The sequence below is a fragment of the Bacillus sp. 007/AIA-02/001 genome (genome assembly GCF_004634455.1).
In the GTDB taxonomy this organism is placed as follows: Bacteria; Bacillota; Bacilli; order Bacillales; family Bacillaceae_G; genus Bacillus_A; species Bacillus_A cereus.
Map to the genome: position 1 here is coordinate 128330 of NZ_SEIY01000008.1, position 22043 is coordinate 150372.

Here is a 22043-nt window from a genome sequence, read left to right on the forward strand (position 1 = left end):
TCAAAACATAATTTTATTTAATCTCTTGGTGAAATAGAAATCTTTCTTTTATTTACTGAAGGGAATTAGGAAGTATACATAGTGTTGTTATGAAAGTATGTTATATCAGTTATTCTTTCTTATATGTTTTGCCCTACTTTAAGAAAAAAATCAATTTTTATTCATAATCTAATTTCCATAAAAAGGATAATTATTATTTCATAATTTGTAGCATATTAAAAACATCGGAGGTGAAATAAGATGGCAAACAATAATAGTGGAAGTCGTAATGAATTGTTAGTTCGAGGTGCTGAACAAGCTCTTGATCAAATGAAATATGAAATTGCACAAGAGTTTGGTGTACAACTTGGTGCAGATACAACAGCTCGTGCAAACGGATCTGTTGGTGGCGAAATTACAAAACGTTTAGTAGCAATGGCAGAACAACAACTTGGTGGTAGAGCTAACCGCTAAGTAAATTGGCTTAAAATATAGCAAATATGTAAATCAATTTCTTTTGTGTATTCATAAAAATAAAAAAACTTATATTAAACAGATACTCACTCAAAGATTATTGATAATCTTCTTTCATAATCTTTGAGTATTTAATTTGTAAACTACTTTCCTAAACAATAAACACGCGGTGTTGGAAAGGTGTTTTCCATGCATAGTAGAAAATCTTTTGCAGGAAAAAGCATACTTAAAAATTTGATTTCAATATTGAAATCAATATTTAGTATGATATTTTCGAAAGGTAGGAATTTAAAAATGGGTATATTAAGTGGAAATCCTCAAAATGAACCGTTACATTACGGTGAAGTATTTGACATTTGGAGCTATCTTCTTGCTGCACAGGGTGCGATTGCAAGCCATCAAGTATTTATGAATCATACAGGTGATGAAGACTTGAAGAAGTTTTTAGAAGGCTTAATTGAAAATGATATGAATTCGGAAATAGAAGAATTAAAAGCTCTTTTAAAGATTAATGGGGTCGCTTTACCGCCTGCTCCTCCAGAACGACCAGTTGCATCTATCGAAGACATTCCTCCGGGAGCACGTATTAATGATGTTGAAATTGCTGCTGCTGTTTCTGCAGGATTAGCAGCTGGACTTGTGACATGTAGTCAAGTGATGGGAAAATGTCTTCGAGAAGATGTAGGGATGCTATTTGGCCAATTTCATATGAAAAAAGCGCAGGCCGGTGTAACTCTGCTACGTTTAAGTAAGAAAAAAGGGTGGGTAGTTCCACCTCCGTTACATGTAAGAAATTCTGATCAAGCTTAATAAACAAAAATAAAAAAGTGGCATTGGCCACTTTTTTATTTTTTAGATGTATCCTCAAGCTTGGATTTATTTATTGTGGAAGAATCTATATATTCATCTGATATTTCCATAGCATATTTATCATGATGAATATGATTGCGATTTTTTAATTCATCGTCGTTACGTAGCACTAGCCTCTTCATATAAATATGGAAGAAAACTTCTGTTCCACCAATAATTAAAGCGGCTATAAATGAAGAAAGTCCAATGTTACGAGTAGCATCTAAATTAGTAAACAAGGATGTTAGTAACCAAGTTCCGAAAAAGCTTAAGCCGAAATCTGCCATTGTAGCAATCATATTTCCGTATTTAGGTAAAATGAAGAGGTCTCCGATTAAATAGGCAGCTCCCGTAAGAAAAAGAGAAATTAGTAATACTCTAGGAATTGAAATGCCTTGAAAGATACTGAGCATGATTAGCAATACTGCAGTTATCGCTGTGTATTTAATTAATAAGGCAACAATATGTTTCATCATTTTCCTCCATTGTTTAAACGTATATGGAATACAATATTTCATTAAAAACGGATTATGCTTTTATATAGCGTAACCGTTTTAATCACCCCTTAATGGTAAGAAGTACAACCTGGGTAAGAAGCAGGCTTATACTATGGATAGTATTTGCGGAATATTGAGCTTTATTCATAAAGGGTAGTTCCATTCTTATAATAGAGATGTTGCCTAAGTACAGTGTTTTTTCATATTAAACTTAATATTTGTTGGTGTTTTGATTCATTAATATAAAAATAAACAAAATATTTCCGCATTTAATGCATCTTTTTATTTATATATTTTCCGTAATCAGGTACAGCAATTTTATCAAATTCTTGAACGAGTGTTTTGAGGCTTGTTGATAGCAATTCACCTGACATTGGTATCCCATGTCCAGTAATAGCGACTAGAGGCTTTAATTCTTCTAATTTAATGACTGATTCTTTAGCTGCTTTCCAGTCTGTTGTTAAATAACGAGGGGGTCCGCTTATTTCCTGTTCTTGAGTTATTACTTTATACAGATACTCCTGTTTCACTGTAACAAAAGCGTCCCCAGCAATTAAAGTTCGGTCTTTCTCTCTGAATAATGAAATATGCCCAGGAGTATGCCCTGATGTATGAATCCATCTAAACTCTGGCATATGGGGAACAGTTCCATCGGTAGGTAGTGCTTTTACGCTATTTCCTAAATCAATCGGTTCATTAGGGAACAGGGGAGACATTTTCGCTACCATACCACCTTCAACTGTAGGGTCTGGTTCTGGATAGCTTTGTTGTCCAGTCAAAAACGGTATCTCCATTTGATGGGCATAGACTGGAACATCCCAATATTTAATGAGTTCAATTATTCCTCCAACATGATCAAAATGCCCATGAGTTAAAATAATTGCTTTTGGACGGCTATTTGTACCAAATCGCTCCTCAGTAACAGAGATAATTTCATTTGCACATTTAGGCATTCCAGCATCAACTAAAACAAAATCATTGGTCTTAGGATTTCCAACAAAGCATATATTGACGATTTGAATCGTGTAACAAAATAAATCAGGTAATACTTCGAGGCCATGACCACTTTCAATTGAAGTTGCTGGAATAAACTTGTAATCACTTCCATAATTCATTTCCTTGTTCACCTTTTGTCCCCCTTAATATGTTTTAATACGACATTATAGTTCCCTAATTTCTCAAATCCATTTTGGGGGATTTGAGAAAAGAATTAGTGGGGATTACAAAAAACAAAAATTAAGGTGGAGACATATCGATTTATATAAAGTGCAAACAGAAAATATTGATTTCACAAGTGTAGTTTTTACTATTTTTTGAGGAGGGGTTATGAGTTAATAAAAGGTTCATCTGAATATTTTAATGTAGGTTTATAAAGAATACAGAACAGTAGCTAATAGAAATCCATTAAATGAGGCGATTACTTGTACCGATGCTTTTCATAATCAAAGGATATTTAAGTTTTGTGATGTAATTGAGATTGATTAAATTATGCTTTTCTATGCAGCAGACTTATTTTTTCGAGCCAGCTGTATAGGAAGGTCCGTAGGGATTTTTCAAGGTCTATTAACAGACCTTGAAAAATCCCTCTTACCGCCTATTCCTCATACATCATTTTCCTCGTCATTCCACCGTCTACGACAAGGTTTATACCTGTAACAAAATCATTTTCGTTGGCTGTTAAATACAGACAGGCTCGTGCAATATCATCTGGTGTTCCTACACGCTTTGATAGGTGCTGTTCATGATCAATTTTACTTAATTTTGAATAATCTCCTGTTTCAATCCAACCTGGGGAAATAGCATTCACGGTAATCCTATCTTCGCTAAATGAGGCTGCGAGCGCATGTGTAATAGCAACGATCCCACCTTTTGTGGCAGCATAAGATTCTGAATTTGGCTCAGACATAATCGCCCTTGTAGAGGCAATATTCACGATAGATCCACCTTCTTTGTTATGACGCATATACTTTGCTGCTTCACGTGAACCCAAGAAAACGCTTCTTAGGTTTGTGCTTATTACATCGTCCCATTCTTCTAGCGAAATATCGTAAGGAGACTTGAATAACTCTTTTCCTGCATTATTAATTAAAATATCTATCTGACCGTATGTTTGATTAGCTACTTCCATTAATCGAATAATATCTGTTTCCAGCCTTACATCTGTTTGTATGAAAAGTGCTTCTTTACCCTGTTCTTTCATCTTAGTAACTGTTTTTGCACCTGCTTTTTCGTCTATATCTGCTAAAATAACATTGGCCCCTTTTTCTGCATAATGTAAAGCAATTCCTCTCCCGATTCCATTTCCAGCCCCTGTTATGATCACTGATTTATTAGAAAAATCCATTGTAATTACACTCCTTTTAAAAAAATATAACGTCTTTATTTTTTAATATAACATACAAAAATTATCCTTCTGCATAAGCAATAGTTAATTGATTATGCCAGTATTTTTATTCTTCACTAATAAAAGGAGTAATTATCTTTTTTTCATAAGAAGATAACACAATATTCGTTGATGGCGTACCATATTGCATTGAATCATCAATAAATTGTTCTAAACTTTCTACAGAATGTGTTGCTATTTTGACAATATAGCTAATTTCTCCTGCTACTCTGTAACACTCAAGTACATCTGGATGATTGTAGCAAAAGTTAGATAATGATTTACAATTTGTTGATTTAAACAGTATAAGTGCAGAAATTGGACGATTTATTTTTTTTAGAGAAACATGTGCATGGTAACCTTCAATAATTTGTTGTTCCTCTAACTTTCGTACTCGCTCAGTTACTGACGGGGAAGATAAGTGAACCGCTTCCGCTAAATCCTTCATTGAAATTTTTGCATTTGACTGTAATAGTCCCACGATTTTTTTATCAATTTGATCCATAAATTATCCAACCTTTTTTTATAAAATAGAATAACCTAAATTCTTTATAAAATAAAGAAAAACAATCAAATATCCTTATTGAACTTATTTATCAGCCTTCTATACTTCTATAAAATAAGGGTAGAAGGAGGCGGTTTACGATATGAAAAAGATTTTATTATTATTAGCTGACGGGTTTGAAGCAGTAGAAGCTAGTGTATTTACAGATGTACTAGGCTGGAATAAATGGGAGGGAGATGGATCAACCGAGGTCGTAACAGTTGGTCTTCGGAATAAATTAACTTGTACTTGGAATTTTACTGTCATACCGGAAAAAACGGTTGATGATATTCAATTAGATGAATTTGATGCACTAGCTATTCCAGGAGGATTTGAAGAGGCTGGTTTTTATCGGGATGCATACAGTAGAGAATTCTTACATGTTATTCAACATTTTTATGCCAAGCAGAAGCCTATTGCCAGTATTTGTGTTGCATCATTAACGCTTGGAAAAAGTGGAATTCTTGTAGGTAAAAAAGCTACCACATACAGTCATCCAACGAGTAAACGAAAAGAGCAGTTAAAGAATTTCGGTGCAATCGTACAAAATGATTTAATAGTACAAGATGGAAATATTATTACATCATCAAATCCAGGCACAGCTTTTGATGTTGCGTTTTTATTACTTGAAAAATTAACATCTAAAAAGAATGCTGAACATGTAAAGGATCTTATGGGATTTTAGGCATTTATCTTCTTATGAGTTTTTGATGCTTGCTAGAAGTAATGTGAAAAGTCGCCGTGCTCTAGTTCTATTTGCTGAACCCGAGGAAAAAGAAAAAGGGTTTGATTATTACAATACTTATAATAGGAGAATTTTTATGATTATAACACTTTTCACATATATTTTGTTAGGTTTATCTTTAGCAATACCCGCAGGTGCTATGACAGTCCAAATGACTAAACAAGGAATGAGAAATGGTTTCGTACATGGTTGGTTTGTAGGTATAGGAGGAATGACTGTAGATTTATCTTTAATAGTCCTGATTTATCTAGGGTTCTCTAGTGTATTAACCAATCCATGGGTAGAAACAGTTATGTGGCTCCTAGGTTTTATATTTTTAATGTTTATTGGAATAGAAAGCATTAAAGAAGCAAAGTCGGAAGTTAACATAGATGGAGAAGATCCTAATAAATCTTTATTATCAGCTTATTTATCTGGTTTTATGATTGCTATATCACCGGCTAATATTGTATTTTGGATAGGGGTCTTTGGCCCGGTTCTCGTTTCTTCATTAGGTAATGCAAGTACATCTACATTTATATTAATAGCTGTAGGTATTTTATTAGGTATCTTTATGCATGATATGATCTTATTAAGCTTTGTTCATTTTACTAGACGTTTTCTAAATCCAACCTTTATTAAAAGAGTATCTATATTTGCCGCAATAGTCCTATTCGGATTTAGTGGTTATTTTGGTTATGAGTTTATAAAACAAGTAATGACTTTTATCTCAAAAGCATAGTTCTTATAAACTTAAATAGGGTGGTTATAAGGTAAATGAAAAAGATACGTATTTTAAACGTAACATAATTGTAAATATGTTATATCACGTAGGCAACCCCTCAGGAATTCATTAATCCCTGAGGGGTCTTTAAATTCTTTACACGTAGCCTCTACTATAATTGATGGTGTATGAGCTTAGCTCAATAGCGATGGGGTACTACCCGCATTTTAACGAAAATATACGCTAAGCAAATTTCGATATAAAAGAAGCCGAATTTTCTACTTTAAGAAACTTTCGGTTTCAATTCGTTATGACATTGCTCTATGTTGTTATAGATATATAATTTAATTAAAGTTTCAATTAGTTTAGATCATCAAAAATAATGTCTTTTTTATCTAAATTTCTTAGAACTTATATATGAGATGAATATTAATTTATAAGCATTAAATATTTGTGAAGATTTAATTGACGAACATATTTTTTGACTTTTATTGAAAGTGGATTACACTATAAAAATTTTAGAGAATGGCTATCTATATAAAAATTACATAACAGTAGCTAATATAAATCCATTAAATAAGACGATTACTTGTACGGATGCTTTTCATAATCAAAGAATGTTTAAGTTTGGAGATGTAATTGAAGTGGATTAGAGGGGGAGAAATAAAAATAGTTATCTCTTCCTAACTTAATTATATCATGTAAATCAAGTTCGAAATAGACTGTTTCTTCGTATTTACTCCTGCTACAATCAAGAACACATGCATAGTAAGGAGAGATGTTACATGAGTTCTTTCGTTCTCGATTTTCAAGAAATAGAAAAAACGCAGCTTTCACTCGTTGGTGGAAAAGGTTTGAATTTAGGGGAGTTATCAAGCGTTCAAGGTATACAAGTACCCGAAGGATTTTGTGTTACAACGGTAGGATATGAAAAGGCTATCGAGCAAAATGAGGATCTTCAAACTTTGTTGCAGCAGCTAACAAAGTTGAAAATGGAAGAGCGAGCTCAAATTGGTGAAATAAGTAAGAAGATTAGAGAAGTTATTATGGCAGTAGAAATCCCTTCTGATGTAGTGGAAGCGGTAACTCATTATCTCTCACGTTTTGGAAATGAACATGCGTATGCCGTGCGCTCTAGTGCTACGGCTGAAGATTTACCGTATGCTTCATTTGCAGGTCAACAAGATACGTATTTAAATATTATCGGAGAAGAAGCGATTTTACAGCATGTAAGAAAGTGCTGGGCGTCTTTATTTACAGAGCGAGCAGTTACGTACCGCATGCAAAATGGTTTTGAACATAATCAAGTTTCTATATGTGTTGTCATTCAAAAAATGGTTTTCCCTGAGGCTTCAGGGATTTTATTTACTGCGGATCCGATTACTTCGAATAGGAAGGTGTTGTCAATCGATGCCAGCTTTGGACTTGGCGAGGCGCTAGTATCTGGATTGGTTTCTGCCGATAATTATAAGGTAAAAGAAGATGAAATCGTCGAAAAGGTCATCGCAACGAAAAAATTAGCCATCTATGGACGAAAAGAAGGCGGAACAGAGAGAAAGAAAATTGCTCCTAATAAGCAAAAAGTTCAAACACTTACTGAACAACAGATTTTACAACTAGCACGCATCGGAAGACAAATCGAAGCTTATTTTGGTTGTCCGCAAGATATTGAATGGTGCTTAGTTGATGATACAATTTATATAGTCCAAAGCAGACCGATTACGACTTTATATCCAATTCCAGAAGTAAATGATGGGGAAAATCACGTGTATATATCAGTTGGTCACCAACAAATGATGACCGATGCGATGAAACCATTAGGTTTATCTTTTTTCCTGTTAACGACAAGTGCCCCAATGCGTAAAGCGGGCGGAAGGCTGTTTGTGGATGCTACACAAAGATTAGCATCACCTGCTAGCAGAGATTACCTAATAAATACGTTAGGAAAATCAGATCCGCTCATAAGAGATGCATTAACGACTGTAGTCGAGCGAGATAATTTTATTACATTGTTACCGGATGATGAAAAAGAAAAGAGTGTTGGTAAAGGTGTGCCACCTGCAAGCACGCAACCAGAAATCGAAAATGATCCAGCAATCGTTACGGAATTAATAAAGAATAGTGAAGCATCACTTGAAGAGTTAAAACAAAATATGCAACTGAAATCAGGAGTGGACGTACTTGATTTTATTTTGGAAGATATTCAGCAATTAAAGAAAGTATTGTTTAACCCGCAAAGTATCGCTGTCATTATGGCTGGTATGAATGCTTCAACATGGATAAATGAAAAGATGGAGCAATGGTTAGGTGAAAAAAATGCAGCAGACACGCTTTCTCAATCCGTACAAAATAATATTACATCTGAAATGGGTTTAGCATTAATGGATGTCGCTGATGTGATTCGGCCGTACGAAGAAGTTATTGCGTATTTACAACATGTAGAAAATGAAAGCTTTTTAGATGAATTAGTTCAGTTTAAAGGCGGGGAAAAAGCTCGAGAGGCAATCGATGCTTTTCTAAATAAATACGGAATGAGATGTAGTGGCGAAATAGATATTACGAAAACGCGCTGGAGTGAAAAGCCAACTACAATTATCCCGATGATTTTAAATAATATAAGAGATTTTGAATATGGTGCGAGTAAGCGGAAATTTGAAGAAGGACTGCAAGAAGCTTTGAAAAAAGAAGAAGAGTTAGTAGATCGATTACAGCACTTATCGGGTGGAAAACAAAAAGTAGAAGAAACGAAGCGAATGATTCGTAATATCCGTAATTTTATCGGCTATCGTGAATATCCAAAATACGGTATGATTAATCGTTATTTCATATATAAGCAAGCGTTACTGAAAGAAGCTGAGCAACTTGTGCAGAGCGGTGTCATTCATGAAGTTGATGATATATACTATCTAACTTTTGAAGAGTTTCACGAAGTTATTCGCACGAATAAACTAAATTATGAGCTTATTCATAAACAAAAAAATGATTATAAATTATACGAAAAACTAACGCCTCCTCGTATAATGACGTCTGATGGAGAAATCATTACAGGTAAATATAAACGAGAAAACCTCCCAGCTGACGCCATTGCAGGTCTGCCTGTTTCGTCTGGAGTAGTTGAGGGGAGAGCTCGCGTTATTTTAAACATGGAAGATGCGAATTTAGAAGAGGGAGATATATTAGTTACGGCTTTTACTGACCCTGGCTGGACACCATTGTTTGTGTCTATAAAAGGGTTAGTCACTGAAGTTGGCGGACTTATGACGCACGGAGCAGTTATCGCACGTGAATATGGATTACCAGCAGTCGTTGGAGTAGAGAATGCTACGAAATTAATAAAAGACGGACAACGAATTCGGGTACATGGAACAGAAGGGTATATTGAAGTGTTGTAATGAAATAAAAGAACATCCGCTATTATAGTGGATGTTCTTTTATTATATAGCTGACTTATTTCTTTAAGCCAGCCGCATAAAAAGGTCCATGAACTGCGATTGTTGATAAAAAGCGAGCAATCTCCTCAGGTGTTTCTTTTTGTCCATTATTTAACCATTGTTGGATGACACCTATATGCGCAGATGCCATATAAGAAGTTAAGTATTCGCTTGGAACAAGTAAATTCTCCTTATTAATGAGAGGACCATTCGTATCTTCAAATAATGTTTTCCACATAAAGTCTTTCAGTTTTGTTTGGAAAGATAAATCTCCTTTCGGACTTAGTACAGCTCTCATAAAATCACTATTTTCATTTAGAAATGCAAGAATAGAAGTGATAAGTATAAATGGCATTGTTGGAGAAGGATTTGATCCAAGGTCAGCAATAACTTCTGGGAATTTCTGTTTAGCAATGTTAGAAAACTCGTACATAATGTCTTCTTGGCATTTTGTCATTAAATCAAATTTATCTTGATAGTGCGCATAGAAAGTACCGCGATTAATGTTTGCTTTCGTTGTAATATCTTTCACTGTAATGGCGTCAAAACCTTTTTCTTCAATTAGCTCCACCAATGCATTTCGTATGGCAGCTTTTGTACGAACAACACGCAAATCTAAATTATTATCGCGCAAAGCATATCCCTCCTTAATTTTACTCAACACATTTAGAAAATGTGTCTTATAACCAACACATTCACGATTTTTGATTATTGTATAAGGTTCAACTCGAACATATAATTCAAAATATAAATAAACAACACGTTGTTGGTTATTATAGATCGAATTAAGGGAGGAGAAAAGAAAATGTTTAAAAATAAACTTTTATTGTTATCACCAGTTATTGCACTACTTGTTGTTTTTATTTTTTCATTAACGTTATTTCCAACTGTTCAACCAAAGCCGAAAAACTTGCCAATTGCAATTGTAAATGAGGATCAAGGTGTAGAAATTCCAAATCAACCGAAAATGAATATGGGGCAAACGATCGTTGATAACATGAAAAAAACAGCGAAATCAGAGGAAGAACCCGCAGTGAAGTGGGTAGAAGTAAAAAATAAAGAAGCCGTTCAAAAGGGATTAAACAATAAAGAGTATTACGCGGCATTAGTCATCCCGAAAGAATTTAGCGCAAAACAAGCGTCGTTACGAACACCACAGCCATCTTCACCTGAGATAGAAATATATATTAATCAAGGAATGAATACGGCTGCATCAACTATGGCAGGACAAATATTACAGGCGATTGTTGATAATATGAACAATACTGTTCGTACACAACTATTAGAAGGATTGAAAGCAAAAGGAGATACTGTAACAACAGATCAAGCTGCGAAATTAGTAACACCTATTGTAAAGAACGTGAAAAATATGAATGAGGTCGGCAAAAATAGTGCGAACGGTAACTCACCAATATCATTGTTCCAGCCGTTATGGATTGCAAGTTTAGCTAGTGCAGCGATTATTTTTATTGCGATTAGTAAAATGCCAGTAAGCTCAAGAAAAGAAAACTTTCTGTTAAAAGTAAACCAAATCGTAACAGGAGCTATTGCGACACTTGTAATTGGATTTGGTCTTACATGGATTGCGGATGGGATGGTAGGGTTAAATATTTCGAACTTCACGGATACAGCTCTATTCTTATCCATTACTTCTTTTAGTTTCTTCTTAATGATATCTGCGGTACTTTCATTGGTTGGGCTAAAAGGAATCGGTTTATTTGCTTTATTACTATTCTTCGGGGCGCCGTTACTATCATTAGCACCTGAGATGTTGTCTCCGTTTTATCAAGACTGGGTTTACTCATGGTTACCAATGAAATTTATGATTGAAGGCCTAAGAGAAATCTTCTTCTTCGGAAAAGGGTTAAGTTGGAATACTCCTGTTACTGTACTCGTTTGGATTGGTATAGTAAGTATGGTTACTATATTAGCAACTGCATTCAAACGTAGTGTAGTAAAAGGGCATAAAACAGAATTGAACGCTTAAAAACAAGCCGTTTCACTAATTAGTGAAACGGCTTGTTTTTGATTTTTTCTCAATGTAAATGCCTGATTGTTGAAAAGTGTAGTGTTTAAAATTAAGTCGGAATCTCTAAAGATCGCGTACGTTCCAGACAATCTCACCACGTTCGTCATCCCACGTACTGTGATGACGCTTAAATCCTATCTTTTCTAGTACCCGGAGGGAAGCGATATTCCAAGCACCTACAGTCGACCAAAGTCTTTGGCGCCCAGTAGCAATCGCCGCGTCCAGTACAACAGATGCCGCCTCAGTCGCATAACCTTTACCATGAGCGCTGCGGAACAACTCGTATGCAATCTCCGGCTCTTCAAGTGTGGAACGACCGATAATCAAGCCGCAGTATCCGATGAAATCGCCTTCGTCTCTTCTTCGAATAGTGAGAAGGGAAATGCCATTTTCATCTGCCTTCTTACGCATCTCAATAAGCCGGTTACGAACGGAGTCGAGGGTCGGCATGTCCACACCACGTTCGCCAATTAATTTCCTCATCCAAACTGAATCGGATTCCTCCCACATACTCAGGTCAAGTCGTTCGGTTTTTAGCTGGAACTCCATAGTTTTAAATAAAGATGGCATAGTGGAACCTCCTAATTATGTCACTTAACTCATAATAGCTTCGCACCGCATCATGTTGAACCAATCGTTGATTCGCGAATTTATTTTCCTAACTCCCGCGAGAGTTTATAGCAACAGTATACAATAGTATTATTTTATGCATAAGCAATTCCTTTGCAAAATAGATCCTTTTCTCAAACTTTTCTTTCATTCTAAAGCCGTCCCGTTAAATACACAGGCTCCTACTATTTCTAAATGCATAAAATGTTAAGCGAAAGTATGGGGGGATACGATGTATAATTCAAATTATTATGATTGGTATAGGCAAAATGATAAGTTGATAAGTGATATTGAAAAAGCTATAAATGGAGAGTATAGCGCCATAAGCTGCTATGCAAAATTAGCGAATATGGCTCCAAATCAAGTAGAACAAAAACAAATTCTTGAAATTCGTAATGATGAAATAAAGCATTTCCACAACTTTGTACAAATTTATACGAACTTAACTGGTAGGCAGCCGAAACCACAAATTACTGAAGACTGCCCAAATACGTATTTACAAGGATTAGAGTTCGCTATACAAGATGAACAAAAAACAGTAGATTTTTATTTGGAAATTTCAGATGAGACATCAGATGCACATTTGAAAGAGTTGTTACGGAGAATAGCTGCAGATGAACAAAACCATGCGGTATGGTTTTTATATTACTTCGTGAAGTCGAAGTGAGCATTAAGAATGAACGAATGATGTGGTGCATATATTAAAAATTATTTTAAAACGCAGTGCAACAATTGAATGAAATATTTAAATGTAAGCAAAAGGAAACCGTTTCGCTAGTAGTGGAGCGGTTTTTTATGATGTACATATGTATCGACAAAATATAGTAATTACATTTCATATATAATGTATGAAAATGAATAAGTTAGGAGCAAGCATATGAAAAGAGGGATTACAGTAGATATTCTAGATGGATATGATAATTTACTTTGGAAAGTATTAAAGTCAATTGATATTACTGTATTTGATTGGCAAGTCATGGGAAGGGAGGAAGCTTATATAATAATAGGGAATGAATTAGGTCCAGAATTATTTTCAGAAGATAACGAGATCATGGAAGGATCAGAATTAAAAAAGCTAATAAAAGATAACATATATTATCTTTTATTTTTAGATCTAAAAGCATGTCTAAAAGGAGAGGTACTAGGAGAAATTGCAACATTTGAAGAATTTAAGGAGAGTAAGTGTGAAGTAGTCGTATTAGTAGCGGATGGTGAGTATATGCAAATTTATGCGAAAAACCAAGAAGAGATTGAAATGATGTATGAAAACGCAGTGAATCAAGGATTTTATGTAGAATATATTACAGATGAAAATGATGGAAGGACTCGTTTGTCAGTATGGTAGCAATTTGAAAGGGGAAAGGCAATATGGAGAGCAATATACGTAAAGAATATGCAATTCGAATTGCTACTGAAAATGAAAGTGATAGTATTATCCTTTTATTAAAAGAGGTAGCACAATGGCTACAATATAAAGAAGTGGATCAGTGGCAGTATCTTTTAGGAGAGGAAGCTACGGCTGAAATACTAGAATGTATAAGAGAGAAATATACATATGTTGTTCTGAAAGAAGATGAAATAGTTGGTACGGTTACAGTTTCTCCTAAACAAAATGAATGGGATGAACATATTTTTGGTAAAGAGGAAGTTTCTAATTCATTATATATTCATAGATTTGCGGTGAAACGGAGGTATAAGGGGAACGGAATTGGAGAATGGATTTTACAGTGGATAGAAGAGAATGTGCAACATGACAAAGAGTATTTGAAGTTAGATTGCGTGGGGCATAATCGTACGTTAAATGATTTTTATAAGAAAGATGGTTTTGAATATGTTGGAAGTACGGATGGGCTTAGTAAGTTTCAAAAGAAAAGGAGAATGTGAATGCATCCAATTAACGTAAGTTTAGTTGAAAAGTTAATACAGGAACAGTTTCCCGAATGGGCCCATTTAGAAGTGAAACCTGTAAAGTTTAGTGGGCATGATAATAGGACGTTTCACTTAGGGTATGAGATGAGTGTAAGATTGCCAAGTGATGCGGCATATGCACCGCAAGTAGAGAAAGAAAATAGTTGGCTTCCTATATTAAGTAAGGGGCTTTCTTTACCGATTTCTACCCCACTTGCGAAAGGAAATCCGTCTGAAGCGTATCCATTGCCTTGGTCTATTAATAAGTGGATAGAGGGAGAAACAGTTACGAAACAAAACGTTCGGGATTTAAATGAATTTGCGGCGGACTTAGGATCTTTTTTAGTAGAATTGCAATCTATCAATGCGAGTAACGGACCTTTAGCTGGAACACATAATTTTTACCGAGGCGGACTTATATCTGTATATGATGAAGAGGCGAGAGTTGCTATTGAAAATAATAAGGATGTTTTTGACGAGGCATTATTAAAGCACCTTTGGAATGTAGCACTTAGTTCAACATGGGACCGTAAGCCAGTTTGGATTCATGGAGATGTAGCACCGGGGAATTTACTCGTTAAAGAGGGAAAGCTTTGTGCCGTAATTGATTTTGGTATTTTAGGAGTAGGGGATCCGGCTTGTGATGCAGCGATGGCATGGACTTTTTTTGATAAGAATAGCAGAAACGTATTTAAAGAAGTATTGCGCATAGATGAAGAAACGTGGAATAGAGCGAGAGGATGGGCACTTTGGAAGGCGTTAATTACATATGATGCGAATAAGACTAGTAATAACATAGTGGCAGAAGAATCGCATCGTGTGATTCAAGTAATTGTGGATGATTATGAGAGGTAGTAGAAAAAGCCTATTTTAAAATAGGCTTTTTTTTATATGATGAAATATTAGAAATGGAAAGAAGGAATCTAACATTATTATACAGAATATTTAGATAATAGGAGGTGTCGAATTTTGAGTGAAATTGAATTAAAGAGTAATGTAATTAAGACAGGGCGAGAGAAGGGGATTATTCTTCGGTTTATACTTGCTAGTCTCGTTGGAGTGTTTATGTTTTTCGTTCCTGTTACGATAAACGGTGCATCGTCTATTATGATTGATCATATCGTATCGTGGATTAGGGCTTCGGTTCCAGGCGTAGTACCTTATTATGCATTGTTCGTTATGGCGATTGGTGCGATTTATCCATTTTATACGAAGAAATGGAATGCATCTATCGTAGACATTTGTTTTTCTATTTTAAAAGTAGTTGGCGTTGTATTTGGCATATTATATTGTTTAAAAGTAGGACCAGCTTGGTTCTTTGTGCCAGATGTTGGACCGTTTTTGTATGAGAAGCTAGTCATATCAGTAAGTTTGCTCGTTCCAATTGGCTCGGCGTTTTTAGCGTTATTAGTCGGATATGGATTGCTTGAATTTATCGGTACATTTTGTCGGCCGATTATGAGGCCATTATGGAATACGCCAGGGAGATCGGCAATCGACGCAGTTGCGTCCTTCGTTGGAAGTTATTCGCTTGCTCTCCTTATTACGAATCGCGTGTATAAAGAAGGAAAGTATACGACAAAAGAAGCGGCGATTATCGCTACAGGATTTTCTACAGTATCCGCTACATTTATGATCATCATCGCAAAAACATTAGATATTATGCATTTATGGAATGTTTATTTTTGGACTACACTTGTTGTAACATTCATCGTGACTGCTATCACCGTAAGAATCCCGCCCCTCAGTAGAAAACCAGATACATATGTAACAGAAGAAGGGTTCCCAGAGCCTGTTTATAAAGAGAAAATGTTAGGACGTGCTTGGGAAGATGCGTTAGAAGTATCAAAGTCTGCACCGAGCATTATGAAAAATATTGCATTAAATTTAAAAGACGGATTTATTATGACGATGGGAATTTTACCATCCATTATGTCAGTAGGATTAATTGGTATCGTCTTAGCGAAGTTTACGCCAATATTTAATTGGATCAGTTATATTTTCTATCCATTTACATGGCTATTACAATTACCAGAAGCAGACTTAGCTGCTAAAGCCGCATCAGTTGGCATTGCAGAAATGTTTTTACCGTCATTATTAGTAGTAAGTGCACCACTTGTGACAAAGTTTGTTATTGCAGTTGTTTCCGTATCATCTATTTTGTTTTTCTCCGCTTCCATTCCTTGTATATTATCAACAGATATTCCATTAAAAGTATCTGAACTTATTATTTTATATGTGCAGAGAACGATTTTAACGTTACTTATTATTACGCCGATTGCTTATTTATTGCTTTGAAGTTTTAATAAGATAAAGTTAAACAAAAGAAGCCGTCTGTAAAAAGAGGGCTTTTTTTGTTTAAAAGCGGGATATTCTTATTTATTTTTCGTATACGACGTAACGCTTCTTAAGAAGATTCCTAGTCCCGCAAAAAAGAACCCTAAGCATAATAAGCTGCCTGGCGTTCCCCAAGTAATTTGATCTAGCATTTTTATCCCCTCCCGTTTATCATTATATAGAATTTATTGGAAATTATCAAAAAATTATTTTTTTAAGGGTTACTGATGGGTCTTCCTACCTTATACGAGAAGAATATATTTGAAAAGAATTCTTTTCGTTATATTTTTTTATTCTTATAATACGTTTTTGATTCTTATGATATAGTAACAGCAAAGGGGGCTTAAAAATGGAAATTATTCACGAAAGAGCAAAGTTGCGGTTAATGGATAATACTGATGTCGAAACTTTGTTTTCGATTGTAGAAGGAAATCGGGATATTTGGGCGTATTTAATCTCTAAAATGGATAGTGTGCAAGATATGCAACAATACGTTCAAAAAGCGATAAAGGGCTACGGAAGAGGTAATCAAATACCTTTCGTAACCGTAGATCAACAGTCGAATAAGATTGTAGGAAGTACACGTTTATATAATATTTCAGTAGAAGATAAGACAGTTGAGTTAGGGCAAACGTGGTATCATCCGAGTGTACAACGTACGAGTATAAATACAGAGTGTAAGTATATGCTTCTCCAGTATGCTTTTGAAAAACTGCATATGCTGAGAGTGCAAATTAAGACGGATGCAAGAAATGAAAAAGCACAACGAGCAATTGAAAGATTAGGCGCAGTAAAAGAAGGTGTGCTTAGAAATGAAAGAAAATTACCGAATGGTTATGTGAGAGATGCGGTGGTGTACAGTATTATCTCGAGTGAATGGCCAGGCGTAAAAGAACAATTGTTAGAAAAATTAGAGTTATATAAAGAAAAGTTATAATTCGTGTTTTGAAAGGTATATTGTTCGTGAGACATGAAAAATATACCTTTTTTCTTACAAAATGCTACTTTATTTTAATTCCTTTTGTTTCATCGTTCCCTTCTGAGAAAAAATTCGTTACAATGTAGTTGTATGGTAATAAACTTATGAATTTAAAAAATGTAATGAAAACCGCAAATGAAAATGAATTGATAATCCTCAATTTTAAATGAAAACCCTTTTATACATAAATAACAAGTAAAGTTCCTTCTTTTAAATAAACTCAAACAAAACGATTTGATATAAATGTTTTTTATAGAAGTATGGATGATGTACGGAGGCAATTACAAATGAAAGAAAATAAGAAGAGTAAGAAAAGACGAATCTTTCAAGTATTTTTACTAATGATTTGTTCTGCTATTTTATATGTAAGTTATGCAGCTTACGATATTTGGAGTTATCGTTTTAAAGCAAATGATGACGTGAAAACGGATGCTGGTATCGTACTAGGAGCAGCTTCGTGGAACGGAAAACCATCTCCTGTATTTAAAGAAAGAATTAATCATGCGATTTCTTTATATAAGAACGGAAATATTAAAAAGATTATTTTTACAGGTGGTACAAAGTTCGAGGCAGAACTTGAGGAAGCACGTACTGCAAGAGTATATGCAATGAAACAAGGTGTAAAAGAGGAAGATATTTTAATTGAAACTAAATCCCTTTTCACTGAAGAAAATTTAAAAAATGCGAAGCAAGTTGGAATAGAGAACGGAATACGCACATACACGATTGTAAGTGATCCACTTCATATGAAACGCGCAATGAGAATTGCAAAACATATTAATATTGAAGCGTATGCTTCACCAACGCCGACATCAGCATATAAAACGTTAGACACAGAAATTCCATTCTTCTTTAAAGAATTATTCTCGTATATTGGATATGTAACCTCTTTGCCATTAAAGGCATTGAAGGGAGATTAACATAAGAAAAGAACCTATTCTTAAATAGGAACTTTTCTTATTAGTCAAAAACATTGTATTTTTATCGGAATAGTGAAACAATAGAGAGGTAGCTTCATATAATCATAATGAAAAAGTGAGCGGTTGATGAATCGAACATAAAGGAGATTATAGTATGGCACTCTCATTTGTTGAAACAGAAGAACAATCTTTCATTATTGCACAAATAAATAAATTGATTCCGAAGTTCATGGAAAGGGAGCATCAGCTAAGTGAATTAGGATCATTTCCGTATGAAAATATAAATGATTTGAAAGATATCGGATATACGAAATTAACGTTACCGAAGGAATTTGGTGGTAGTGCGATTTCTTTATATGACTTTGTTTTATTTCAAGAGAAAATCGCGGAAGGCTGCGGAGCTACTGCATTATCGATTGGCTGGCATCTTGGCATTGTGAAAGAGCTAGCGGAAAATCGCTCTTGGAATGATGAGATGTTCAAATGGTTTTGCGAAGAAGTACGTAATGGTGCGCTCTTTAACAGGGCAGCAACAGAACCGAAAACAGGGAGTCCGACGCGTGGTGGCAAACCAGAAACAATAGCGGTTCAACAAGGCGAGAAGTGGGTTATAAATGGAAGAAAAACTTTTACAACGATGGCACCAGTACTTGATTATTTTATTATTTCAGCAAGTATGGAAGGCCAAGAAGAAGTTGGTGAGTTTGTTATTCCAAGAAATACACTCGGTGTATCTATTGAAGAAACGTGGGATAGCGTTGCAATGCGAGGGACTGCTAGCCACGACCTTGTCTTACAAAATGTAGAGATAGAAAGTCGCTTTTTTACAGATATAAAAGGCGGGAAAGTAAAACAAAAGGGTGTTGGCTGGTTGCTACATATACCAGCATGTTATTTAGGAATTGCACAATCAGCAAGAAATTATGCAGTTCAATTTGCGGAATCATACAAGCCAAACAGTTTAAACCATTCTATTAGTTTATTGCCGAATGTTAGAAGATTAGTTGGAGAATTAGAACTCGAGCTTATGCAAGCTCGCGTCTTTTTATATCAAATTGCGAAAAAGTACGATGAGGCAGAAGATAAACTATCACTGCAAGTAGAATTAGCAGCCGTGAAATATGCTGTAACAAATGCGGCGATATCTATAGTGGATAAATCGATGCGCATCGTAGGAGCAAAAAGTTTATCAGAAAAAAATCCGCTCCATCGTTACTATTTAAACGTCAGAGCAGGACTGCATAATCCACCGATGGATGATGCAACATTGTCTATGCTGGCGGATGCGGCGTTTCGGTCGTAGTTTTTAAAGCTTACATTTTATTGTTTATGGATATTATAGTTGTTTTGAAAGCACGGGTTTGATTAGTAATCAAACCCGTGCTTTTTATGTGTATGAAGTACTTAGTTGAGATGTAGGTTTTTAATATAAATGATTATCATGGTTTTGTGATTGTTTCTTGTTGAAAAATTCTTATTGTAATGCCAGTTTGGAGGCTGTATAAACATTTTTCGTATTTAATCCCAAATTAATGGTCTTTCTAAGTTTACCGTTCGTAAATATTGTAAAAATTGACCTGCATGGACCGCATCATGATAGGCAATTCGTAATAGCATATCGCCTAAATATCGTTGATAGCCAACATCGCTTCTATCAATAAGTCTTGAATCTAGCTCGGCTATGCTTATCGATTGAACATATTCTATGAAGTCAGTAAAGTATGATTGTGCCAATTCAATTTCTTTTTTTACACAAGTAATCGGCTCGTCATCATACGGGATACGTATGTCGTTTATTGAACCGTTGTTTTTTATAATCATATGGTAGTAAAAAGTTGAACTCCATACATGACGAATCATCTCACCAAAAGACATAGCCTCAGGATCAGGCTTCCAATTAAGAAAATTATTAGGAAGAGAATTCCATAATTTTTCTGAGCGCCTTCTCGTTTCTTTCAAATTTAATATACTAAGATCAATTGCATTCATAATACATTCTCCTTTACTATTAAACTTAAAATAATTGTATCAATTTAATAGTTAGGGTATCATCGAAATATGAATGTATATCCGAATATCTCATATATAGCTAAACTAATTGCTGAACCTACAAGAGCAATCATATTAGATTGTCTAATGAATAATCAGGCACTACCTGCTAGTGAATTGGCTTATATGGCAAAAGTGTCACATCCAACAATTAGTTCGCATCTTTCTAAATTAGTAGAAGGGAATTTACTTACAGTTGAACAACATGGTAGACATCGTTACTATCGACTTGCTAATCAAGAAGTTGCAGAAGTGCTTGAAAAGTTAGGGACAATTGCACCAACAGTTCAAGTTCGCTCTTTAAAACAATCAAGCCAACTAAAACAAATTCGTTATGCTCGAACTTGTTATGATCATCTTGCAGGCAAACTCGGTGTAGAGATAACTGAAAAATTACTAGATAGGCAATTTATAATTTTAGAGGATGGAGAATACATTGTAACGGAACAAGGTAAGCAATGGTTTCTGAATTTTGGAATAAATGTTGATGAGGCAGATACAAAAAGGAGGGTATTTGCAAAACCTTGCCTTGATTGGAGTGAACGACGCTACCATATTGCCGGTTGGTTAGGATCTGCAATAGCAAAACTATTTTTTGAACAGGAATGGATTACAAAAACGAATAAGAATCGGGCTGTCCATCTTACAAAGAAAGGTGTAAAGTTATTGGAAGATCAATTAGGCATTGATATGAAAACTGAGGAAAGAAAAGCTTGAAATTAGAAAAGTCCGTCAAAATGACGGGTTTTTTCATTATGGTAGGAGTGTACATGAATAATAGGATGTTACCAATAATTGTTGCCAATAAAAAAATCTTTCTTTTCATTCTTCTTTTTTAAGTTTTAAAGGAGAAAGCTAGGCTTCTTATTTTTACTAATGTTATAATAAGAAAAAAGCACGAAAAGAGGTCATCTCATGCTAGAGGTTATTGCAACATGTTTAGAAGATGTAAAACGAATTGAAAGCGCTGGCGGGAAGCGGATTGAATTAATTTCATCTTATACAGAAGGTGGTTTAACACCGAGTTATGCTTTTATAAAAAAAGCGGTAGAAGCGGTAAGTATACCAATTCATGTTATGATTCGTCCGCATGCGAAGTCTTTTACATATACGGAAGAAGAAATTGAAATGATGAAAGAAGATATTATAGTTGCACAGAAGTTAGGAGCAGCTGGTGTAGTATTAGGCGTATTAAATGAACGAAATGAAGTGGATGAAGAGAAATTAGCGGACTTACTATCTGTTGTAGGTGGAATAAATGTAACGTACCACCGTGCGATAGATGATATAGAAAATCCAGTAGAAGCGATGAGAACTTTAAAGAAGTTTCATAAAGTGACTCACGTTTTAACTTCAGGTGGACAAGGAAATATAGTAGAGAATATTCCGGTGCTTACAGAAATGCAAAAGGTAAGCGATGGTCAAATTCAGCTTGTAGCTGGAGCTGGCGTGACGAAAGAAAATATAAAGCGATTGCTAGATGAAACTGGGATTTCGCAAGCTCACGTCGGTACAGCGGTAAGAGAAGGAAAATCATGTTTTTCTGAAATAGATCCTAATTTAGTACAAGAATTAGTTGAAATAATAAAATAAGTGCTTAAGAAAGA

General features: G+C 34.9%; 24 protein-coding genes. 17 read left to right on the forward strand and 7 right to left on the reverse strand.

The genetic code is table 11. The features are described from left to right. The first annotated feature begins 240 nt into the window (after positions 1 to 240). Both sasP and ES895_RS17210 read left to right on the forward strand, forming a co-directional pair. A complete protein-coding gene (gene sasP / locus ES895_RS17205) occupies positions 241 to 453 on the forward strand; it encodes a small acid-soluble spore protein, SasP family (RefSeq protein WP_000002840.1) in 213 nt (70 codons plus the stop codon). 294 nt (positions 454 to 747) lie between these two features. Then, positions 748 to 1263, forward strand: a complete 516-nt coding sequence (locus ES895_RS17210) for a DUF3231 family protein (RefSeq protein WP_002101091.1) — start codon at positions 748 to 750, stop codon at positions 1261 to 1263. 35 nt (positions 1264 to 1298) lie between these two features. Here the strand turns inward: ES895_RS17210 and ES895_RS17215 are convergent, their stop codons facing one another. From ES895_RS17215 to ES895_RS17230, 4 genes are all read right to left on the reverse strand, one after another. Beyond that, positions 1299 to 1775 carry a YndM family protein gene (locus ES895_RS17215; RefSeq protein WP_000680670.1) on the reverse strand — a complete coding sequence of 159 codons (477 nt, stop codon included), beginning with the start codon at positions 1773 to 1775 and terminating at the stop codon, positions 1299 to 1301. A gap of 293 nt (positions 1776 to 2068) precedes the next feature. Then, complete coding sequence (locus ES895_RS17220) at positions 2069 to 2926, reverse strand: MBL fold metallo-hydrolase (RefSeq protein WP_048568566.1); 858 nt, start codon at positions 2924 to 2926, stop codon at positions 2069 to 2071. A gap of 467 nt (positions 2927 to 3393) precedes the next feature. Continuing rightward, positions 3394 to 4143 (reverse strand): glucose 1-dehydrogenase, encoded by a 750-nt coding sequence (locus tag ES895_RS17225; RefSeq protein WP_135238517.1) that lies wholly within the window; start codon positions 4141 to 4143, stop codon positions 3394 to 3396. Positions 4144 to 4249: 106 nt separating this feature from the next. Continuing rightward, positions 4250 to 4687 carry an Lrp/AsnC family transcriptional regulator gene (locus tag ES895_RS17230; RefSeq protein ID WP_000372089.1) on the reverse strand — a complete coding sequence of 146 codons (438 nt, stop codon included), beginning with the start codon at positions 4685 to 4687 and terminating at the stop codon, positions 4250 to 4252. Between the two features lie 142 nt (positions 4688 to 4829). On the opposite strand from ES895_RS17230, the gene ES895_RS17235 reads away from it, so the two are divergent. From ES895_RS17235 to ppsA, 4 genes are all read left to right on the forward strand, one after another. After that, entirely contained in the window at positions 4830 to 5411 is a 582-nt protein-coding gene (locus tag ES895_RS17235) for a DJ-1/PfpI family protein (RefSeq protein WP_000722336.1), read from the forward strand. Between the two features lie 136 nt (positions 5412 to 5547). Beyond that, positions 5548 to 6192: a LysE family translocator gene (locus ES895_RS17240; protein ID WP_000587494.1), complete on the forward strand. Its 645-nt coding sequence runs from the start codon at positions 5548 to 5550 to the stop codon at positions 6190 to 6192. Between the two features lie 473 nt (positions 6193 to 6665). Continuing rightward, positions 6666 to 6827: a YolD-like family protein gene (locus ES895_RS17245; RefSeq protein ID WP_015382330.1), complete on the forward strand. Its 162-nt coding sequence runs from the start codon at positions 6666 to 6668 to the stop codon at positions 6825 to 6827. Positions 6828 to 6959: 132 nt separating this feature from the next. After that, positions 6960 to 9566, forward strand: coding sequence for a phosphoenolpyruvate synthase (gene ppsA / locus ES895_RS17250; RefSeq protein ID WP_087875528.1), 2607 nt, complete (start codon positions 6960 to 6962; stop codon positions 9564 to 9566). Positions 9567 to 9621: 55 nt separating this feature from the next. On the opposite strand, the gene ES895_RS17255 is transcribed toward ppsA, so the two are convergent. Continuing rightward, positions 9622 to 10239, reverse strand: a complete 618-nt coding sequence (locus ES895_RS17255; RefSeq protein ID WP_048568571.1) for a TetR/AcrR family transcriptional regulator — start codon at positions 10237 to 10239, stop codon at positions 9622 to 9624. Positions 10240 to 10410: 171 nt separating this feature from the next. Here ES895_RS17255 and ES895_RS17260 point away from each other — a divergent pair, with 171 nt between their 5' ends. Next, on the forward strand, positions 10411 to 11592 hold the full coding sequence (locus ES895_RS17260) for a YhgE/Pip domain-containing protein (RefSeq protein ID WP_098204858.1): 1182 nt from the start codon (positions 10411 to 10413) through the stop codon (positions 11590 to 11592). A gap of 105 nt (positions 11593 to 11697) precedes the next feature. Here ES895_RS17260 and ES895_RS17265 read toward each other — a convergent pair whose 3' ends face one another. Further along, positions 11698 to 12204: a GNAT family N-acetyltransferase gene (locus ES895_RS17265; RefSeq protein ID WP_001139531.1), complete on the reverse strand. Its 507-nt coding sequence runs from the start codon at positions 12202 to 12204 to the stop codon at positions 11698 to 11700. Between the two features lie 271 nt (positions 12205 to 12475). Here ES895_RS17265 and ES895_RS17270 point away from each other — a divergent pair, with 271 nt between their 5' ends. The 8 genes from ES895_RS17270 to ES895_RS17305 all read left to right on the forward strand — a co-directional run bounded on the left by ES895_RS17270 (position 12476) and on the right by ES895_RS17305 (position 19690). Beyond that, positions 12476 to 12910 (forward strand): ferritin-like domain-containing protein, encoded by a 435-nt coding sequence (locus ES895_RS17270; protein ID WP_000282830.1) that lies wholly within the window; start codon positions 12476 to 12478, stop codon positions 12908 to 12910. 210 nt (positions 12911 to 13120) lie between these two features. Then, a complete protein-coding gene (locus ES895_RS17275; RefSeq protein WP_000820204.1) occupies positions 13121 to 13588 on the forward strand; it encodes a DUF2691 family protein in 468 nt (155 codons plus the stop codon). Positions 13589 to 13611: 23 nt separating this feature from the next. Then, entirely contained in the window at positions 13612 to 14127 is a 516-nt protein-coding gene (locus tag ES895_RS17280) for a GNAT family N-acetyltransferase (RefSeq protein ID WP_098208479.1), read from the forward strand. Then, entirely contained in the window at positions 14128 to 15006 is an 879-nt protein-coding gene (locus ES895_RS17285) for an aminoglycoside phosphotransferase family protein (RefSeq protein ID WP_098208478.1), read from the forward strand. Positions 15007 to 15120: 114 nt separating this feature from the next. Then, positions 15121 to 16449, forward strand: coding sequence for a YjiH family protein (locus ES895_RS17290; RefSeq protein WP_135238518.1), 1329 nt, complete (start codon positions 15121 to 15123; stop codon positions 16447 to 16449). Positions 16450 to 16837: 388 nt separating this feature from the next. Continuing rightward, positions 16838 to 17425 carry a GNAT family N-acetyltransferase gene (locus ES895_RS17295; protein ID WP_000402584.1) on the forward strand — a complete coding sequence of 196 codons (588 nt, stop codon included), beginning with the start codon at positions 16838 to 16840 and terminating at the stop codon, positions 17423 to 17425. A 329-nt stretch (positions 17426 to 17754) separates the two neighbouring features. Further along, entirely contained in the window at positions 17755 to 18387 is a 633-nt protein-coding gene (locus tag ES895_RS17300; RefSeq protein ID WP_000662216.1) for a YdcF family protein, read from the forward strand. Between the two features lie 154 nt (positions 18388 to 18541). Beyond that, positions 18542 to 19690, forward strand: a complete 1149-nt coding sequence (locus ES895_RS17305) for an acyl-CoA dehydrogenase family protein (RefSeq protein WP_030026310.1) — start codon at positions 18542 to 18544, stop codon at positions 19688 to 19690. A gap of 215 nt (positions 19691 to 19905) precedes the next feature. On the opposite strand, the gene ES895_RS17310 is transcribed toward ES895_RS17305, so the two are convergent. Next, a complete protein-coding gene (locus ES895_RS17310) occupies positions 19906 to 20376 on the reverse strand; it encodes a DinB family protein (protein WP_000991284.1) in 471 nt (156 codons plus the stop codon). 69 nt (positions 20377 to 20445) lie between these two features. Here ES895_RS17310 and ES895_RS17315 point away from each other — a divergent pair, with 69 nt between their 5' ends. Then, the gene (locus tag ES895_RS17315; protein ID WP_098364421.1) at positions 20446 to 21153 is read left to right on the forward strand and encodes an ArsR/SmtB family transcription factor; all 708 of its coding nucleotides are present in this window, start codon (positions 20446 to 20448) and stop codon (positions 21151 to 21153) included. A 198-nt stretch (positions 21154 to 21351) separates the two neighbouring features. After that, a complete protein-coding gene (locus tag ES895_RS17320) occupies positions 21352 to 22029 on the forward strand; it encodes a copper homeostasis protein CutC (RefSeq protein ID WP_097842512.1) in 678 nt (225 codons plus the stop codon). Positions 22030 to 22043: the final 14 nt, after the last annotated feature.